Consider the following 16,814-nt stretch of genomic DNA (forward strand, 5'->3'; position numbering starts at 1 on the left):
TTTCAAAAAATCTTAAAAAAAGGAGACTTGCTATGAGGAGAATGAAAGCTAGGGCAAAATGGTTTATTCCTTTTGTCGCACTGCTGCTTGTTCTGGCCGGTTGTCAATCGGTTGGAGGTTTCGATGTTAATAAGGCATTGATCGGGGATGTCGATGTTAAATCATCAGAATCCAGTATGACTTTTTCTATGAACGCTGAACCTTCAGAAGGAATTAGCGCAGAAGATAAGGAAATGGTCGATCTCATAAATTCTTTTTCCCTGAGTATTAGCAATGCAAAGTTACAAGAGAATGGTAATGTATCTGCCAATGGAACGATCGGCTATAAACAATTGAATATTCCATTCTCATTGTTTATGGACAAAAAAACTTTAGTCTTTACGGTTGAAGGAGCAAAACAACCGTTTTACTTCCCGGTTCAAGGCTATGATGAGGTCTTTGCTGAAGTTGGATTGGATCTGACTAAAGCTGAAGATCTTAGTAAGCTGCTAACGAAGTTTGTGGTGAAGAATCTTCCTAATCCAAGCGCAATTAGCGTAACACCCGTTAGTGAGGCTGTGTATGGCCAGCAGGTGAATATGACGAAGTTACATACCGAAGTGACGGGTGATGAGCTTCCGGCATTGTTAAAAGGATTCCTGAAATCGATCTCTAAAGATACGGAAGGCTTTACAGAATTGGTTGGTGGTCTATATGACTATCTATATCCTGTGATCAAAGAAATGGACGAAAAAGCCTCCGGTGATTATGAAATTCCAGGTATTGGAGTAATTCCTCTGGGTGATAAAGAAGCTGTAGTAACTGTACTGCATGATGCAGCAAAATTGGCTGTGGATGCGTTACTGCTGGTTTATGACAATCAACTAGACAGTCTTTACAAAGCTACCCCTGAGCTTAAGACGGTTCTGAGTAAGGATACGAAGCTTGCTGTCGACATTTTTGTAGACAGTGGACTACATGTTCGTAAACAGAATGTTGATCTGAAAGTGGCGCTTCCAGGTACTGAAGATATGCCATTAAAGAGCTTCTCTCTTAAGGCTTCCAGTCAGATTTGGAACATTGGTGGTGCTGTAACGGCAGATCCAATCAGTACTGAAGGAGCACTTGATGTTTCTTCCGGTGACCTGACTCCTGGAGAGACTTTGAACAATTTTGATCCAAATTCTAACGTATATCGTATATTGAAAGATGATCTTGGTATCACCAAGAGAACGATTGTCATCGAACCAGACGACGAATATTATTATCCGATCGTTGACAATAATACGACGTACATTCCTCTGCGGTATTTTGCAGAAGATTTAGATGCTATTGTGGAATGGGATACAGTCAATCGTGCTATTATCGTAACTGATGGTGTGTACGGTGATAAACTGGTATTCAAAATCGGTTCTTCCGAAGCAGTGATTAACGGTGAAAAAGTGAAGCTTGCAGAGCCTGTATTTGTTGACGAATATGGTGATGCCTATGTATCGCTGCGTCTGCTTGCTGAAGCACTTCATGCTACTGTGTATGTAGATGAAGATGGTTGGATTACTATTACACGTAAATAGTTAGTTCGATCCTCATTGGCTAAATAACACAAATAAACCCAGCTTCTAACTTCGCAGTATTGCGGGTGGAGCTGGGTTTTTTATATGAAATATATCATCTTTTTATTGCTTCGTTAAAACCACCTCCAGGTCGACGTTACTTAGCGCTTTTTCTTCAGCCATACTTTGGACATAGCCTCCTAAGAAACCGTCCTGCTGTTCCTCCCAAAGCTTGTAGCCAGGCAACGATTTAATATCCTTAGCAAAAGTACCCGCAGTTCCTGCGAAGTATCGTACATTCAGCTTGGACATTACCTTCGCCATGGATTCTTTTTCAGACTCCGTTAAAGGACTTTCCTTAAGACTATCCATAGCTTTGTCATAGGAGTTAGTAGCAAAGGCTTCTTCGGCATAAGCCTTGAAGTTTAAGAGATTGTGATCTGTAATCTGGTTAGCTTCAGCCCAACCTTCTACGTTCAAAGACGTTGCTTTATAATTTACGGTTCGCGAGACGGGATCGAAGGTCATGGCTCCATATTGATGCGGATTGACGGCCATCGCACTCGTAGCGATATCATAGATTGGCATTGGTTCAGAGGATACTGTATCTTGATTCGCGTCTGCTGGATCTACTTGAATGTCCTGCATATGAATATGTCCTGAGAGAACTAGATTAAGTCCATTCTTTCGTAAGGATTTTATAGCTTCCTGGCTGTTATTAAGCTTGAAGCCTGAAACAGACATAGAAGTGTGATTTAATAAATTATGATGCATCACCGTGATCACAGAAGCATGCTCTTTGGCTGCAAGCTTAACGGATTCATCGATCCATGAAAGCGTAGAAGAAGCAATACGCCCATCGGTCTGAGGGAAACCGTATTTTTTATTATTAAGGTATTGGCTACTGTCTATCATCAGAATCCATAAGTTGGGGGCAGCCTTGACGATATAGCTTAGTGATTCCTTATCACGTGATGCAGCTTCTTTGTAGCCGAAATCCGCATACATTTTGACGAAATCCTTATCTGTAATTGAATCCGTAAGGAGCTGTTTATCGCCACTGAAGGATCTAGCCCAAGGATTAAATAAGTCGTGATTGCCTGGAATGACATAAACAGAGGTTCCTTGTTGTTCGATTCGTTTTAAATTTTCGGTTAACTTTTGATGGCTGCTGCGTTCTCCATTATTAGTTAAATCGCCACTGAGGATGATAAACGCAGGTTTTTTCTGTTCAGCGTCATAGACCAAAGCTTCAGCCATTTCATCACTGTAGGGCAACATTTTTCCATCGCCTCCAGTGACATAGGTCTGAAAAGCCTGCCCACCATCCTGAAGATCTTTATCCAAAAAGTGAGTGTCTGTGGCGACCCAGAAAGATACAGGTTTAAGCTCAGCTTGATCAAGTTCCATAGCGTTTAAATTAGACGATTTTGTGTCTTTACAGCCAGTAAGTGCCAAGCTAAGGAAAAAGAGCACTACACAAGAGAATATGACTGTTTTTTTATGTAGAATAAGAACTTTATCTGTTGAAAAATTCATTTATATAACCTTCCTTCTGCACTTTTGCTGCACTATTGTAGCTTATTTTTAGCCGAAATGTATATCGGAAAAGTGAAGGGGAGATGTTACTAATCGAGGCTAATTGTATATCCGACAAAATAAGTTGTGAATAGATGTTGTATTTTTAGAAAAAAGGTGATAAGATGTACAAAAGTAAGTTACTTAAATAAATGGAGGTAGTTATTTTATGTCTAACAATTTTCTTGAAGCAGTTAAAGGAAGACGTTCCATCTATGCCATCAGTAAAGAATCCACTGTAGCCGATGCTCAAATTATTGAAATCGTTGAGCAAGCGGTTTTGCATAGCCCAACCTCATTCAACTCCCAAAGCTCTAGAGCGGTTGTTCTTTTAGGTGAACAGCATGATAAATTATGGGATATCACGACAGAAACTTTGCGCAAAATCGTTCCAGCTGAACAATTTGAAGGAACAGCTCAAAAATTAGCATCTTTCAAAGCAGGATACGGTTCCGTATTGTTCTTTGAAGATCAAGCGGTAGTGAAGAACCTTCAAGAAAACTTCGCCTTGTATGCCGAGAACTTCCCAGTTTGGTCTAACCAATCTTCAGGCATTCTGCAATTCGTAGTATGGACTGCACTTTCTGAAGCAGGTTTAGGTGCATCCTTGCAGCACTATAACCCACTGATTGATGACGAAGTGAAAGAAGCTTGGGGCATCCCGCAAGACTGGAAACTAATTGCTCAATTGCCATTTGGTAAGACAGTAACTCCAGCAGGTGAGAAACAATTCCAACCGGTTGAAGATCGCGTTAAAGTCTTTAAATAAGCTTAAGAGAGTGTTTGAAACCTCCTAGACCAGGCTAATTAATTATATAGTCTGGTCAAGGAGGTTTTTGTATGCCGTGGAATAAAGACGATTATCCTGATTCACTGAAAAACTTCACAGCACCTGTTCGTAATAAGGCAATTGATATTGCTAATGCACTGCTAGAAGAAGGATATGAAGAGGGAAGGGCGATCTCTATTGCTACCGCACAAGCGAAAGAGTGGGGAGAGAATCGTGATAAGCAGGTCCGTAAAAAAGGACATTAATTAAAAGTTCGAAAATAGAGGTACAAAAAAAGCAGGACAGCGTCTCTTAACGCTTGTCCTGCTTTTTGCAGTCATATTATTTAGCAGATTCAGTTCCTGCTTCTGCGCTTGCAGATGGCTCAGGAGAAGCTGTTGCTTCTTTTTTGGCATCCGTAAGTGAATTTGTGATTTTTGCTTTTGCAGTTGTATCTGACAACCAAGTAGTGGAAAGAGTGGAAACCTTTTGAGACACAAGCGTCTTTTTGATTTCATCTTTCTTTTCTTCCAAGGTGTAGTTTTTAGCGTCTTTGTGGTCGGTTACTTTAATGATGTGATAACCGTAATCGGATTTCACAGCACCGCTTGTTTCCCCAACTTTAAGTTTAAAGGCTACATCGGAGAATTCAGCTACCATATCTCCACGTTTGAAGAAGTCTAGATCTCCGCCATTAGCTTTGGAACCAGTGTCTGAAGATTTTTCTTTTGCTAGTTCAGCGAAATCTGCTCCATCTTTCAATTGCTTCAGAATTGCATCCGCTTCTTCTTTAGTCTCAACGAGAATGTGGGAAGCACGAACTTGTTCTTCTTCATTGAAAGTAGCTTTATTTGCTTCATAGTAGTCTTTAATTTCTTGATCCGTTACAGTTACTTGCGGCTCAAGAATCTTACGCATTTTTACTTGCAGCGGCATTTGCTTCTTCAAATCATCAACGGTCATTGAGCTTTGTTGCAATGCAGTATTAAATGCAGTTTCTCCGCCGAATTGTGCTTTTAGGTCTTCTAATTCAGCATTAATGTCTTCATCAGTAACAGTTACGTTAGCTTTTTTAGCTTCTTGATCAACGAGTTCAGTAGTAATCATAGCTTGCAGCGTGCTTTCTCCGCCTGCTTCGATCAATTTATCATAAAGTTGTTCTTTAGTAATGTTAGTTCCGTTAACGCTTGCAACAGCTGTGTTGTCGCCGCCACTTTGGAATGGAGGCTTTATCAGTACAATGATGAGTGCCGCAGCCAGAACCACAGAGGCAATCATCCAGCCCTTATTCCCTTTAGGAGAAACTGGTGGAGCAGGTGGTGTCGTATTATTGTTACTGCCGACTTTGTTCATTACTGGAATACCTTCCTCTTTTGTTGTATTCACAGGTTCTTCAGCAGCTACGACCTCCACTTCATTTACTTCATTGGTACTCTCGGTAGTGTTCAATTCTTCTTCCGGAGTACCGTTGTTTTCTAAGTTCTCATTTCCATTCAGATCTTTTTTGTCCATTATTAGTAATGACTCCCTTCAATATAGGTGTTGCTTGTCTATTTACAACTTTAACAGAAATCCAGATCCTAAACCTTAAGAAAGTATAAAAAAAGATAGGATCTTTTTAAGTTTCTATTAATAAAAAGCAAAAAGCCGGAAATGGCATCGGTAACATGCCCTTCCGGCTTATGGGAATAAGATGTTTACTTCAGTCCTTTCAATAGATGACGAATACTTTCTTGTTTCCGTCTTGGGACCCGTACGTTTTTAGCGAATAGGCCCTTTTCTCCGAAATAAATGCAGTCGTCTTCGATAGAACTGATCTTGTTTAGATTGACATAACAGCCACCGTACACATGATAGTAAGTAGAATTGGATAACAATCGTTTTAATTGCTCGGCAGTCATTCTCTTTTTTATGTTGTAGTTTCTGCCGTGAAAAATGACCAAATCATGGTCCCCGACCTTAAAGAACAGAATGTCTGTTTCCACCTCGAAGTCCTCGTATACATTTCTGGCTTCCAGCAGGATGCTACTCATTCATGTTCCCCCTTTATACTTAATAAAAGACTAATGTTAGCGCTTTCATTATAGCACAAACCCTATTCATTGGAAAGCCTTATTTTTGAACTATTTGTCACACTTTTTACTTTATAGTTTGTCTTTAACGTTTAAAAATTGTAAATTATATAATAGCAATACTTTGGAGGAGGATGTAGAGATGGAAAAGCAGACTAAGTTATTGCTGTTTACGGGTTCCTATGCAAGTGCCACGGAAAGCGGTGTGCAGGTATTTGAATTCGATGGCGAAGCAGGAGGTACGTTAAAATTAATCGACTCGGTTCAGGGTCTAACTAACCCCACCTTTGTTAATGTAGATGCTTCAGCCCTGCGTTTATATGCCATAGGAGAAAAGCCAAATGGTGAAGGTGGAAAAGAGGGAGCAGTCGTTACCTTTGCTATCGATGCTAAGCGTGGGAAATTGAGCGAATTGAACCGTATAGCCTCAATGCCTGCTTCAGGTAATGGTCAAACGACCACATGCCATATTTCAAGAGATCTAAGCGATGAATACATTGTTGTATGTAGTTATCATGGTGGCAGTGTAGGCTTGATCACATTAGATGAAGAAAAAGTTGCTAATCAACTGGCGGATGTCGCGATTCATTCCGGTCATGGTCACCATCCTGAACGACAGGATCGCCCGCATCCCCATTCGGCTATTTTCAGTCCGGACGGACAGTATCTGTTTGTTTCTGATCTTGGGCTTGATATTATTCGGTCCTATAGAATCAATAGAGACTTGAACAAACTAGAAGTTCACGGAGATACTGCGCTTCATCCAGGGGCGGGACCTCGTCATTTTACTTTTCATCCAGATGGAAAGTCTGCTTATGTTATAAACGAGGTGGATTCCACGATAACATCGTTTACATATGACAGTGCTACAGGGACACTTCACACGGTAGATACAGTTTCAACTTTGCCTGAGGATTTTAAGGAAGAGAATACTTGCGCTGAAATTTCCACTTCAGTAGATGGAAGATATCTTTACGCTTCTAATCGTGGAGCGGATAACATCGCAGTGTTTGCAGTGGATAACGCTACTGCCAAGCTTACACTAATTGAATATGTATCTACTCGTGGAGGGCATCCACGACACTTCTCATTAACTCCGGATGGGGCTTATCTTATTGTTGCAAATCGTGATGCTAATAACCTGGTTGTGTTCTCTATTGAAGAGACCAGTGGTCGTCTCGTCTTTACTGGAAATACTGCCGAGGTATCCAAGCCGGTGTGTGTGAAGCCTGTGATTTTCCCATTATAAAAGAAACTCGTTTTGAAGAGTGAATAAGACAATTTAAGAAAATAATAAAGGGAACACCGGAGATGTAGTCCGGTGTTCCCTTTATTATTGAAAATAGGATGAAGAAGTTTAATGAATGTGTGAACTATTTGAGTGAGACGGGCTTAAGAGGTACAATAGTGGATACTGCAGATTTGAAGAGCACATTCTGTCTGCCATCACCTTGACCCTGTAAAGTGATTGTGAATGCATCATACGAGGTTACGACGCCTTGCATTTTTACACCATTTGTTGTAAAAATCGTCACGGGCACCTTTGTGGAAATAAACTGATTCAACAAACGTTCCTGCAATTTTAGACTCTCCACTTTGGCAGCACTCCATCTTTTTGTATATTTATTTCTCTATAATTATAGCACGGGTTATAGCTTCTCAGGAAATGTGATCGACAGGCACAAAATTAGACACGGAGGTATTTATGCTTTATTATCAGAACTGGTCTAGAGGTTTTCGTTATTTTATAGGGTTTGCTGCTTGTTTCGTCGTTATTGCGATCCTAGTTCATATGAACAAGGTATCATCATTTGATAATTATATGATTCATTTTGTTCAATCCGCTGAATCACCTGGACTGACCACATTCGCCAAAGGACTATCTCTGATTGGTTCCTCCAAGGTAGCGATTGGCATATCGATCGGCACGATGGCACTGCTGTATTTTCTGCTGAAACATCGGCTTGAGCTAATTCTGTTCCTATGGGTTGGACTAGGCTCACAGCTATTGAATACACTTATGAAGTTATGGTTTCAAAGGGAGCGTCCAAATTTCAATCGTATTGTCCAAGAGCTAGGTTATAGTTTCCCAAGTGGACATTCAATGGCAGCCTTCTCCCTCTATGGGGTAATTGCCTATTTACTGTGGCGTCATTTACCGCGAAGAAGTGAAAGGATCCTGTTAATAATGTTTGCGGTATTCATGACTGTGGGCATTGGCTGGAGTCGTATTTACCTGGGAGTTCATTATCCTAGCGACGTAATTGGTGGTTATGCTGCAAGTGGCGCGTGGCTGATGTTATCCATCAGTCTATTTGAAGCCTATAAAAAACGGATATCCTCATAAGAAATGAAGATATCCGTTTTTGTGGGGATATTTTAAAATATAAGATTATATATGTTTCACGCTATACATTATCCTTATATTTCTCGCATAAACGCTTACCGTCCTAAATAGGACACCGAAGGCGTTTTTGCTTGAGGGTTCATCACATGATGTTCCGAAGATTTATGATCTTGGAAATGACCCATTTTACTTATTTTTTTCTTCAGCATAGAAGGAAGTCCAGCCTTTAGCTTTTGAGCTTCGTCTTTTGTTAGACGTCCCTCGCTGATGGCTTGATCCAGCCGCTTACTTGCGGATTCGCTGAGCTTTTGAATATATTGATCTTCTGTCCAGCCTTTCTTTTCAAGGGCAAGCTCGGGGAGGGTTTTGCCTGTTTTAAGGCTATTGATTAGCTCCGTACGATCCATCTCAAGCAGCTTGGCTGTTTCGAAAATAATAAAATGTCCGCCGGCTCTGAATTTCCCATCTTTCCCTGGTGGGGGTCTATGACCTTTTTCCGAAGGCCCAGAATCAGGTACAGTGGAAGTTACATTCTCAGCTGACACGCTCCGAGTAGGAGCAAGTGCTGGAGACAGACTGAGGAAAAGAACAGCTGTGATGGTCACTAATTTTTTGATGTTGTTATTCATTCACTCACCTCGTATGTTATATGTGATAGGTACTTACTTGAATTAGTATTCCCTGAAAGCTGAAAGAATCATAAGTGAGAGCTTAAATGATCATAAAATTCATCAACTCTAGGCTTGGGTAATTAGAGGAATGAGGGATTCGTAGATGTCCATATTGCAGAGTGGGCCAATTTTTAGGGGGGATATTTTTGGCTTTTGGAGCTCGCATATTTAAAACAGGAATGGCAGTCACGCTTGCCTTGTATTTAGCCGAACTGCTACATTTTCCATCTTCTGTGGGCGCTGCGATTGCAGCAATTTTCGCGATGCAGCCATCTATTTATCGCTCTTGGCGTTATTTTCTTGATCAGCTGACAACGACTACAATGGGCGCGGTACTCGCTCTTCTGGGAGGAATGCTGTTATCCAATAGTCCAATTGCGGTTGGGTTGGTCTGCATTCTTGTCATTATGATCAGTATGAAAATTAACCGAGCGGATACTATTAGCCTGACACTCGTCACCGTTATAACAGTGATGGAGGCTTCTGGTGAATGGCAGTTTGCGCTGAATCGTTTCTTATTAACATTGACAGGGATTGTTTCTGCATTTCTAATCAATATTATAGTAGTTCCTCCGAAACCACGGAAACAGTACATCAAGCAAATCGAGAACGTCTTTGCCAGTCTTTCCTTGCTGCTAAGAACGGCTGTATCTCATGAGATGAAGGAAAGTGTGTTTCGTGATGAAAAACTTGCACTGGAGTCATCTATTAAATCTTTAGCGGATAAGTACGCTTTGTTTGAGGAAGAGCAGAAACAGCTAAAGAGGGCGAAGTACAGTCAGACTAGACAAATGGTTGTCTATAAGAACCTGTTATCTTCTTTGCAAAAGGGCTTCGATGTTCTTGAGGCTGTGGACCGGCATTATTTTCAAGCGGATCGAAGTGAAGAGACAGATGCATTGTTTGACAGTCATTTGGAGCAGTTAATCAAATATCATCAACTGATCTTGCTGAAATTTGAAGATAAACTAAAACCAAACACTAATGAATCGGAACCCTTGGGAGACGAGAATGATGGATTTTTGAATTCAACGATCCTGGGGTATAATGCGGAGAAAATAGGTCAACTACGATTGTATGTTGTAGCCGCAGCTATTTACGATTACGGATATCAATTAGAACGGCTTGATAAAGTGGCAGATCAGATGAACCGTATAGCGACTGAGGAAAAAGAAACGGATCGCGAAGCTTAAACATAACCTTGTGATGTGCAACATATAAGCTTAAGGATTATGTTCAGGGTGAAACCCAAAAGGGGATGAAATGTAGTGGAGAATCATGAAACTGAATGGAAAGAGGAACAGCAGCGGGTTGACGGAGTGACTAAGCTTTTGTCTGCCCATATCCGGCGATTATCTGAGGAGCTCGGACTCCATCGCAGTGATGTAGTGGATATGCGGAAAGACTTCTGGGAAGAGGTAACGGTAAACTTCAGTAGTCCAGATGATTTAGGGGAAACTTCAACAAGTCTGCGCCAACAATCCCAAATCTTGAATGAACGTGAACGCCATCATTTACAGTCGAGCAAGGCTCTAAAAAAATATAAAAAGCTACTCGTCTCTCCTTACTTTGGGCGTATTGACTTTACAGAAGCACCAAATGGAGAAACGGAAAAGATTTATCTGGGGATTGGATCCTTGATGGAGGATGATGGCAACTTCTTGATCTATGACTGGCGGGCGCCTATATCGAGCTTATATTATGACGGAGCTCCTGGCCCAACAGCTTATGAGACACCTGGTGGACTTGTTTCCGGTACAATGAATCTTAAACGTCAGTTTGTGATTTCTGATGGTGTTATTGAAGTTATGTTTGATACTGGGGTAACGATCGGCGACGAGCTTTTGCAGCAAGTGCTTAGCCATAGTGCCGATGATCGAATGAAGAGTATTGTAGCTACCATCCAGAAAGAGCAAAATGCGATTATCCGCAACGACAAAAGCCGAATGCTGGTTGTTCAGGGTGCCGCAGGAAGCGGGAAAACCTCTGCAGCATTGCAGCGAGTAGCTTATCTTTTGTATAAATACCGTGAAGTTCTGCAAGCAGACCAGATGTTGTTGTTCTCGCCGAACCCGCTGTTTAATAGCTATGTTTCAACTGTGCTCCCAGAGCTAGGTGAAGAAAATATGCAACAAACCACTTTTCAGATGTATCTTGAGCATCGTTTAGGACATGAATTCCAGCTGGAAGATGTCTTTAGTCAGACGGAAAACCTATTGAATGCCCCTGATGGCCCTGAAGTGGGTATACGCAGAGAAGGCATCGCTTATAAATCATCCGTACCTTTTCTCGATGTGATTCGTCGGTATGCTACGATGCTGGAACATGAGGGCATGCTGTTCAAGCCTTTAATGTTTCAAGGTAGAGCGGTAGTCAGTAAAGAAGAAATGGAACGTCATTTCTATGCCTATGATCCCGCCATTAAGCTTGCGAACCGTGTAGACTTAATGACACGCTGGTTACTGAAGAAGATCGCTGATTTTAGCCATGAGGAAAGAAATGCTTCATGGGTTGAAGATCAAATTGAGCTATTGGACTCCAGTGATTACCATCGTGCATATCAGATGTTACGACGTAAGAAGAAAGCTACACAGGATAGTTTTGATGATTTTGATACTGAAAAAGAAGTGTTATCCCGGTATGTAGTCAGCCAACGCTTAAAACCACTGCGCGGATGGACTAAACGAGGTCGTTTTGTGGATGTTAAGGGGTTGTACAGTACGCTGTTTACGGATCGTGAGCTTATGGAACGCCTAAATGGTGTTAATTCTCTGCCGGAAATCTGGGATGAGATCTGTGAACAAACACTAAAATCTATCGCAGTGAACGAACTTGCCTACGAAGATGCTACACCATTCCTTTATTTGAAGGAGTTAAGCCAAGGCTTCCGTACCAATACGCTGATTCGTCATGTGATTGTGGATGAAGTACAAGACTACTCACCTTTCCAATTAGAGTTCATGCGCCGTTTGTTTCCAAGGGCGAAAATGACCGTATTGGGTGATTTGAATCAGGCGATCTATGCACAAGGTGAGGTGCTCGGTGATTTGTCTAGTTTGGTAAGCATTTATGGGGAAGAGAATACAGAAGTGATCTCGTTAACCCGAAGCTATCGCTCCACTTTTGAAATTGTAGAATTTACGCGTTCAATGATTCCTGGAGGGGAAAGAATTGTTCCGTTTAATCGACGAGGAGAAGAACCTCAGCTAAGTGTGGTGTCTAGCGAGGATGAGCTTCTGAATGCTGTTGAAATGGATATCCGGAATTTGCAATCCAAGGGGTATCATTATGTGGCTGTCATTTGTAAAACAGCAGAAGAAAGCGCAAGAGTTCATGATGAACTACATAGTAGGCTGCCAGTAAGGCTCGTTACGAAAGAAACGCCGAATTTCCAGAAGGGAACATTGGTGTTACCTGCTTACTTAGCTAAAGGTGTGGAGTTTGATGCTGTCATCATATACGATGGTTCAGCTGAACGATATGGCAGAGAAAGTGAGCGTAAATTGTTTTATACAGCTTGCACTCGAGCGATGCACTTGCTGCATATTTTTAGCCTAGGAGAACCAAACCGGTTTCTTCCTTCTGTAAAAGCGAAGACCATGATTACAAATTCGCTGTAAAGCCCCATCTTCTGATCATAAGATCGTCCTTTCGCATTGGCGGGGGGACGGTCTTTTTATATGTATGAATAAAGAGGGATGAACAAACCACAATATAGAGAGTCGTCGCAAACAATGACAAAGGTGGTCAGTTCATGAAGGAAAGAAAATGGGATCTGCTTGCACTGGCATCCATTCCACTAATTATGACCCTCGGTAACTCCATGCTGCTCCCTATTTTGCCGCAGATTTCTAAAGAACTAGGCATTAGCTCTTTTCAGGTGAGTATGCTGATTACTGTTTATGGATTGATGGCTATCGTGATGATCCCAATTGCAGGGTACCTGTCTGATGCTTATGGACGTAAAAAGGTGATTCTTCCGAGTCTGATCATTGCTGCTATTGGTGGAGCTGTCTGCGTGGTGGCGGCTTGGTTTATGAAGGGCGTTAGCGCCTATTGGGTCATTCTGGCCGGACGTTTATTACAAGGGATAGGTGCGGCTGGTGCTTTTCCTATTGTGCTGCCCTTCGTTGGTGATTTATTCAAGGAAGAAGAGGATGTAAGCAAAAGTCTGGGAATTATTGAAACCTCAAATACCTTTGGTAAAGTACTCAGTCCGATTCTTGGAGCTTATCTTGGAATATGGCTTTGGTTTGCACCTTTTATCGCTATTCCTGTTCTATGTCTAATTTCATTTGCTTTAGTTCTTTTTCTGGTTCGAAAGCCGGAAGCGAAGGAACAACCTGAGAAACAGGGTATAAGAGAATTTTTATCCGGAATTGTGAGCATTTTGCGAGAAAAGGGACGATGGTTGTATGCTATTTTTGCCATAGGCGGTATCTGTATGTTTGTAACCTTTGGCGTTCAATTCTATTTATCGGAAATGCTGGAATCTAAATTTAATATGCATGGGGCAATGAAGGGGTTTGTGCTGGCAATACCATTAGCCTTGTTATGTCTGTCTTCATATGGAACAGGAAAGATCATTGGTCAGAACAAAACGCTAATGAAATGGCTGGGCTTTGGAGGTATGGTGTTACTAACTGCAGCAATGATCTTTGCGGGGTTCAATAAAGGTATTTATTTCTTAGTCGGGTTTATGGGCTTAGGTTGTGTTGGAATCGGGATTGTGCTTCCTTGTATGGATGCATTAATCACGGAGGGAATTGAGAAAGAGAATAGCGGCACGATAACCGCTCTCTATAGCAGTATGAGGTTTATTGGGGTAGCCGCAGGGCCGCCAGTGGTATCGCTGCTGTTAAGCAGTGGTCATTGGGTATTATTCGCTTTGATGGCTACAGTCGGCGCAATTGGTGGATTGCTGACCTTATTTGCAGTAACGCCAAGCAAGGGGAGCAAGGGAGAATCTGGTGTGAAAGAAACGGAGCAGGTAAATCCGCGCCTCTTATCAAAGCGTGTTCGTCAGACTTCTGCAAGGACTTTAGATGGAAAAAAGAGCTATCCTTAAGCTGCGTTGCCGTAGCTTGCGGGATAGCCCTTTGATAAAAGAATGAAAGACAATATTATGCTTGTGGTACGGATTCCCAATCCTTCAGGAAGCGTTCGATACCGTTATCTGTCAGCGGATGCTTCCAGAGGGTAGGCAGGAGCGAACCTGGGATGGTAGCAATGTGAGCACCAGCAAGAGCGGCTTGCTCAACATGCGCAATGTTACGGATGGATGCTGCAATAATTTCGGAAGTCATACCGTAGTTAGTTAGGATGGTCTTCAGATCCTTGATCAGCTTCATTCCGTCAACACCGATATCATCCAGACGTCCTACGAAAGGAGAAATATAAGTTGCACCTGCTTTTGCAGCCATCAAGCCTTGAGCCGCAGAGAAGACAAGCGTTACGTTAGTTTTGATACCTTTTTTAGTAAGCTCATAACAAGCTTCCAAGCCATCTTCAGTCATAGGGAGTTTAATGACAACGTTTGGAGCCCATTCAGCAATTTCGTATGCTTCTTTAAGCATTTCTTCTGCTGTAAGTCCGATTACTTCTGCGCTTACAGGACCTGGAACGATTGCTACGATTTCTTTGATAACATCTTTAAACAATCTTCCTTCTTTAGCGATGAGCGAAGGGTTAGTCGTTACGCCATCCACTAATCCGAGGCGAGTAATACGTTTGATCTCTTCAATATTTCCGGTGTCCAAGAAAAACTTCATTTTAAGTTTCCTCCCTTGATTTCCATATGGATTGACAAACAATATTCATATTTTCATTATGAGACATGTCAAACGAAGTTTCAACTGTTATTTTGAATATTTCAAAATAACTTTATAGATTGAATATCGCTTACACTTGTTATAGTGTTGATAATATAGGATTGGTCTATGCAGTTATCCATGATAATATATAATCGGTATTGTTATTATGGAGTATTGGGTGGGACGTGATGAAATGTACTCGATATTAGTTATTTTGCTTGTACTCGTGTTGTCAGTTGCCGGATTCTTGGCCTACCAGAACAGCAAATTGGTATCTAATCAGAAAAAATTAGGGACTTTATCACGCAATCCTTCACTAATGTATTCTATCTTTGACCAATCTTGCGCTGCTAGCGTGGAAGATCCAGACGTAATACCTTTAGTTCAATACACAGTTTTTGTGGAGTCCAGCGGTCAGGCAGTTGTGAATAAGCCTTTAGCAATCATTAATCTATGTAGAGTAAGTGCGGGTAGAGGAAATCTAGTTCTCGCTGATGTCGAACGCAGTGTGCTGGAGCACATTAAATTGGCAGCCCCCTCAGATGCTTTCATTGAGCATAAAGCTTACTTACATAGGGCTGCTAACCACGCTGAAAAAGAGATGATCCTAAACTTAGAGGATGTAGTGAAATTACAATATACATAAGACAGAATGAAGAATATTGATTTTTTTGGCTGCAAGAAGGATAATACGAATTTGGATACAAGAAAAGAGGGAAATAGAGTGTCGCCCGGAACAGAAGTGAATTTTGAAGTAGTTGATCCAGAGAACGCTGATTTAAGAGAACTTATTACGTTTCTGGATGAAGAACTGAAGATGCGTTATCCGCATGAGACGATCTATGTTGTTGATTTCGAGGATCCCAAAGTAAAAGAAATGACTTTCGTAGTAGCCTACTTAAACGGAAAACCAGTGGGCTGTGGTGGGCTTCGTCCACTGGATTATCTCGGAATAGAGATCGTAACGATGGAGTTGAAGCGCTTTTATGTAGATTCTAGTTATCGTAAAATGGGCATAGCTACAAATATGCTGTTATTCCTTGAAGAACAAGCATTAGCGGCGGGGTTTAAGGAGATCCGATTGGAGACCGGAATTAAGCAGCCAGAAGCGATTGCGCTTTACGTCAAGCATGGCTACCAACCGATTGATTTATTTGGACCCTACATAGGTGATCCGGATAGTCTCTGTTACGGCAAAAACTTGGATGTCGATGTTCTATCGGAGTCCTCCTGATTAATAGGTGAATTCAAGATTAATATACATTTTTTATAATGGATAACATGGGGGTATTAAAATGAGTATCAACGTTAAACAACTAGCAGCTGAAAAAGCAGTGGAATATGTAGAAGATGGAATGAAGGTAGGTCTGGGTACGGGATCAACTGCCTACTGGGCAATCCGCAAGCTCGGTGAACGCGTCAGTGAAGGCTTGAAAATTACCGCAGTAGCTACTTCACGCGCTTCCGAAGAGCAAGCACGAGAGCTGGGAATTCCACTAGTAGCTTTTGGTGATATTGATAGTCTGGACTTAACCATTGACGGAGCGGACGAGCTAGACAGCAGTCTGCAACTAATTAAAGGCGGCGGCGGCGCTTTGCTTCGTGAGAAGATTGTAGCTAGTAATAGTACCCGAATGATTGTGATTGCCGATGAAGGTAAAGTTGTAAACACGCTAGGCAAATTTCCGTTGCCGGTGGAAATCGTTCCTTTCGCGTGGGAATGGACTGTGGCAGAGCTTGCCAAACTGGGTTGCCAGCCTGAATTGCGTCGCAGCGGAGAAGAGCTGTACAAGACGGATAATGGCAATTACATTGCGGACTGCCGATTTGAAGCGATAGAAGCTGCACCGAAGCTTGCACTGACCATCCAAAACATCCCGGGTGTTGTAGATCACGGCCTATTTATTGGGATTGCAGCGATGGCGATCGTAGGTAAACTTGATGGAACTATCGAAATTATTGAAGCTCAACCTAAGAATTGATTAACCGCAGACATAAAGAAACTTACCGTTCATGGCCGCTAAAAGGATTG

The 16,814-nt window shown here is 41.8% G+C and carries 17 protein-coding genes; 11 read left to right on the forward strand and 6 right to left on the reverse strand.

Annotation, left to right across the window (positions count from 1 at the left end; genetic code table 11):
• The first annotated feature begins 32 nt into the window (after positions 1-32).
• Positions 33-1,553, forward strand: coding sequence for a copper amine oxidase N-terminal domain-containing protein (locus tag NYE25_RS02280; RefSeq protein ID WP_341054164.1), 1,521 nt, complete (start codon positions 33-35; stop codon positions 1,551-1,553).
• A gap of 102 nt (positions 1,554-1,655) precedes the next feature.
• On the opposite strand, the gene NYE25_RS02285 is transcribed toward NYE25_RS02280, so the two are convergent.
• A complete protein-coding gene (locus tag NYE25_RS02285; RefSeq protein WP_341144994.1) occupies positions 1,656-3,071 on the reverse strand; it encodes a metallophosphoesterase in 1,416 nt (471 codons plus the stop codon).
• A gap of 208 nt (positions 3,072-3,279) precedes the next feature.
• Between NYE25_RS02285 and NYE25_RS02290 the strand changes: the two genes are divergently transcribed.
• Together NYE25_RS02290 and NYE25_RS02295 are read left to right on the forward strand one after the other, a co-directional pair.
• Positions 3,280-3,879: a nitroreductase family protein gene (locus tag NYE25_RS02290; RefSeq protein ID WP_042187439.1), complete on the forward strand. Its 600-nt coding sequence runs from the start codon at positions 3,280-3,282 to the stop codon at positions 3,877-3,879.
• A gap of 71 nt (positions 3,880-3,950) precedes the next feature.
• On the forward strand, positions 3,951-4,145 hold the full coding sequence (locus NYE25_RS02295) for a hypothetical protein (RefSeq protein WP_076282890.1): 195 nt from the start codon (positions 3,951-3,953) through the stop codon (positions 4,143-4,145).
• Between the two features lie 76 nt (positions 4,146-4,221).
• Here NYE25_RS02295 and NYE25_RS02300 read toward each other — a convergent pair whose 3' ends face one another.
• The gene (locus NYE25_RS02300; RefSeq protein ID WP_341144995.1) at positions 4,222-5,391 is read right to left on the reverse strand and encodes a peptidylprolyl isomerase; all 1,170 of its coding nucleotides are present in this window, start codon (positions 5,389-5,391) and stop codon (positions 4,222-4,224) included.
• A gap of 185 nt (positions 5,392-5,576) precedes the next feature.
• Positions 5,577-5,912, reverse strand: coding sequence for a hypothetical protein (locus NYE25_RS02305; protein ID WP_042126947.1), 336 nt, complete (start codon positions 5,910-5,912; stop codon positions 5,577-5,579).
• A 181-nt stretch (positions 5,913-6,093) separates the two neighbouring features.
• On the opposite strand from NYE25_RS02305, the gene NYE25_RS02310 reads away from it, so the two are divergent.
• On the forward strand, positions 6,094-7,200 hold the full coding sequence (locus tag NYE25_RS02310) for a lactonase family protein (protein ID WP_341144996.1): 1,107 nt from the start codon (positions 6,094-6,096) through the stop codon (positions 7,198-7,200).
• A gap of 124 nt (positions 7,201-7,324) precedes the next feature.
• On the opposite strand, the gene hfq is transcribed toward NYE25_RS02310, so the two are convergent.
• On the reverse strand, positions 7,325-7,546 hold the full coding sequence (gene hfq / locus NYE25_RS02315) for an RNA chaperone Hfq (protein WP_042126951.1): 222 nt from the start codon (positions 7,544-7,546) through the stop codon (positions 7,325-7,327).
• A gap of 110 nt (positions 7,547-7,656) precedes the next feature.
• Here hfq and NYE25_RS02320 point away from each other — a divergent pair, with 110 nt between their 5' ends.
• Positions 7,657-8,298, forward strand: coding sequence for a phosphatase PAP2 family protein (locus NYE25_RS02320; protein ID WP_341144997.1), 642 nt, complete (start codon positions 7,657-7,659; stop codon positions 8,296-8,298).
• A gap of 95 nt (positions 8,299-8,393) precedes the next feature.
• Here NYE25_RS02320 and NYE25_RS02325 read toward each other — a convergent pair whose 3' ends face one another.
• Positions 8,394-8,927: a hypothetical protein gene (locus tag NYE25_RS02325; RefSeq protein WP_341144998.1), complete on the reverse strand. Its 534-nt coding sequence runs from the start codon at positions 8,925-8,927 to the stop codon at positions 8,394-8,396.
• A 188-nt stretch (positions 8,928-9,115) separates the two neighbouring features.
• Between NYE25_RS02325 and NYE25_RS02330 the strand changes: the two genes are divergently transcribed.
• The 3 genes from NYE25_RS02330 (at position 9,116) to NYE25_RS02340 (ending at position 14,037) form a co-directional block, all read left to right on the forward strand.
• Positions 9,116-10,162 (forward strand): FUSC family protein, encoded by a 1,047-nt coding sequence (locus NYE25_RS02330; RefSeq protein ID WP_042187452.1) that lies wholly within the window; start codon positions 9,116-9,118, stop codon positions 10,160-10,162.
• A 75-nt stretch (positions 10,163-10,237) separates the two neighbouring features.
• The gene (gene helD, locus NYE25_RS02335; RefSeq protein ID WP_341144999.1) at positions 10,238-12,589 is read left to right on the forward strand and encodes an RNA polymerase recycling motor HelD; all 2,352 of its coding nucleotides are present in this window, start codon (positions 10,238-10,240) and stop codon (positions 12,587-12,589) included.
• A gap of 134 nt (positions 12,590-12,723) precedes the next feature.
• Entirely contained in the window at positions 12,724-14,037 is a 1,314-nt protein-coding gene (locus NYE25_RS02340) for an MFS transporter (protein WP_341145000.1), read from the forward strand.
• Between the two features lie 55 nt (positions 14,038-14,092).
• On the opposite strand, the gene fsa is transcribed toward NYE25_RS02340, so the two are convergent.
• Complete coding sequence (gene fsa / locus NYE25_RS02345; RefSeq protein WP_042126959.1) at positions 14,093-14,740, reverse strand: fructose-6-phosphate aldolase; 648 nt, start codon at positions 14,738-14,740, stop codon at positions 14,093-14,095.
• Positions 14,741-14,975: 235 nt separating this feature from the next.
• On the opposite strand from fsa, the gene NYE25_RS02350 reads away from it, so the two are divergent.
• The 3 genes from NYE25_RS02350 (at position 14,976) to rpiA (ending at position 16,764) form a co-directional block, all read left to right on the forward strand.
• Positions 14,976-15,428 (forward strand): hypothetical protein, encoded by a 453-nt coding sequence (locus NYE25_RS02350; protein ID WP_143759423.1) that lies wholly within the window; start codon positions 14,976-14,978, stop codon positions 15,426-15,428.
• A 78-nt stretch (positions 15,429-15,506) separates the two neighbouring features.
• Positions 15,507-16,016: a GNAT family N-acetyltransferase gene (locus tag NYE25_RS02355; protein ID WP_341054183.1), complete on the forward strand. Its 510-nt coding sequence runs from the start codon at positions 15,507-15,509 to the stop codon at positions 16,014-16,016.
• A 67-nt stretch (positions 16,017-16,083) separates the two neighbouring features.
• On the forward strand, positions 16,084-16,764 hold the full coding sequence (gene rpiA / locus NYE25_RS02360) for a ribose-5-phosphate isomerase RpiA (protein ID WP_143764014.1): 681 nt from the start codon (positions 16,084-16,086) through the stop codon (positions 16,762-16,764).
• The last annotated feature ends 50 nt before the right edge of the window (positions 16,765-16,814 follow it).

The organism is Paenibacillus sp. FSL E2-8871, assembly GCF_038000345.1.
GTDB lineage: Bacteria > Bacillota > Bacilli > Paenibacillales > Paenibacillaceae > Paenibacillus_AQ.